The organism is Prosthecobacter sp., assembly GCF_029946185.1.
GTDB lineage: Bacteria > Verrucomicrobiota > Verrucomicrobiia > Verrucomicrobiales > Verrucomicrobiaceae > Prosthecobacter.
The window spans coordinates 5,484-7,135 of the sequence record NZ_JAQSEA010000043.1 but is presented as its reverse complement, the minus strand read 5'-3'; the positions used below and the strand labels follow the sequence as shown (position 1 = coordinate 7,135).

The following is a 1,652-nucleotide window of genomic DNA, read 5'->3' as shown; positions in this document are numbered from 1 at the left end:
TGTATGTGCAGTCGCTGCTGCCGGGTGATCCGTCCGCGCATGATGTGATGCAGCAGGCGAATGCGACGCTTTGGAAGAAACGCACGGACTTCACACTGGGAACGAATTTCAAGGCCTGGGCGTTCAGCGTGGCGCGCTATGAAGTGCTGAACTATCGCAAGCAGCAGGCGCGGGATTCACGGCTGGTGTTTAGCGCGGAGCTGGAGGAAACCTTCGCGGAGGAACTGGCCGAGCGTGACGATGATCTCGAAAAACGGCAGGCGGCGCTGAAGAACTGCCTGACAAAGCTACGCCAGCAAGATCGCGAACTGCTGCTGCACCGCTATGCGAGCGAAGGCACCCTGCAGGATTACTCGGCACGCACGGGGCGCAGTGTCGGCGGCCTGAAGGTGACGCTGCACCGGCTGCGCTATGCGCTGCTCGGCTGCATGGAAAAACAAACCGGCACCGAGGAGGCATGGGCATGAAGGAGAACGAAAGAAATCTTTTGATGGATGATTTGATCGACGGCGAGATCAGCGAAGCCGATTTTCTCCGGCTGGAAGCGGAGATGACTGTCGATCCGGCGGCGCGGCGTGCGTACTATGACCGTATTGCCCTTTCCATGCTGTTGAAAACGGAGGCGAATGTGCAGACGCGCCAGCCAGCCCCGATGAAAAAACAGACCCGTTACTGGACGCGGAGTTTGGTGATGATGGCCGCCGCTGTGGTAGCGCTGCTGCTAGCGGTGGGGGTGCTGTTGCAGCAGGAGACGGCTCCGTCCGAGGAGACCAAGGCGAGCGGTTTTGCCGTGCTGGCAGGACAGGCGGCGGCGGTGTGGGCTCAGAGCACATCGCTGGCAGACGGAGCACTGCTGCCAGCGGGTCCGCTTCATCTGGTCTCGGGTGTGGCGCAGATCGAACTGTTCAGCGGTGTGACGGTGATCGTGGAAGGCGCGGCGGATTTTGAAATCGTCTCTGCCATGGAAATGAACGTGAAGCAGGGCAAAGTCCGCGCCCGCGTGCCGGAGCCCGCACATGGTTTCCGCATGCACACCAGCGCCGGCGAAGTGGTGGACCTCGGCACAGAATTCGCCATGAACGTGTCTGGCGAACTGTCGGAAGTGCATGTGCTGGATGGCGAAGTGGAATGGCATCCGCGCACTGAAGCGATGCAGCGCATGGAAAAAGGTGAGGCGCTGCGCTGGGATGTGAAGGGACAGGGCGCTGCGATCAAGGCAGACGCGACGGAGTTCGTCGGCCTTGCCGAAATGAGCGAGCGGGTTGCGGCAGCGCGGAAGTCGCGGCAGGCGGAGTGGCGGCACTTCATGGACACGCTGCTGCATGACCCGCGTCTGGTGGCCTATTATCAAATGCGCGCCGCCGACGGCCGCCGCCTGTCGAATGAAGCAGTCGCTGGTGCTGCGCAGGCAGGCGAAGGAGCCATTGTCGCGGCGGCACGTGTCTCAGACCGCTGGGGCGCGCCCGGCAGTGCCCTCGATTTCAGCCCCGCTGGCAGCCGTGTGCGCTTGAACGTGCCCGGAGAATATCATGCACTTACCCTGATGACTTGGGTTAAGATCAACAGCCTCGACCGCCGCTACAATTCACTTTTTCTCACTGACGGCCACGATCTCGGCGAACCGCACTGGCAGATCATGAATGACGGCAGGC

The 1,652-nt window shown here is 61.6% G+C and carries 2 protein-coding genes; both read left to right on the top strand.

All coding sequences use genetic code 11. From position 1 onward, the window contains the following. A partial coding sequence (locus tag PSV43_RS02520; protein WP_300193443.1) for a sigma-70 family RNA polymerase sigma factor occupies positions 1 to 467 on the top strand: 467 nt, incomplete at its 5' end. Further along, on the top strand, positions 464 to 1,652 hold a 1,189-nt coding region (locus PSV43_RS02515; RefSeq protein WP_300193440.1), incomplete at its 3' end, for a FecR domain-containing protein. The genes PSV43_RS02520 and PSV43_RS02515, both read left to right, overlap by 4 nt.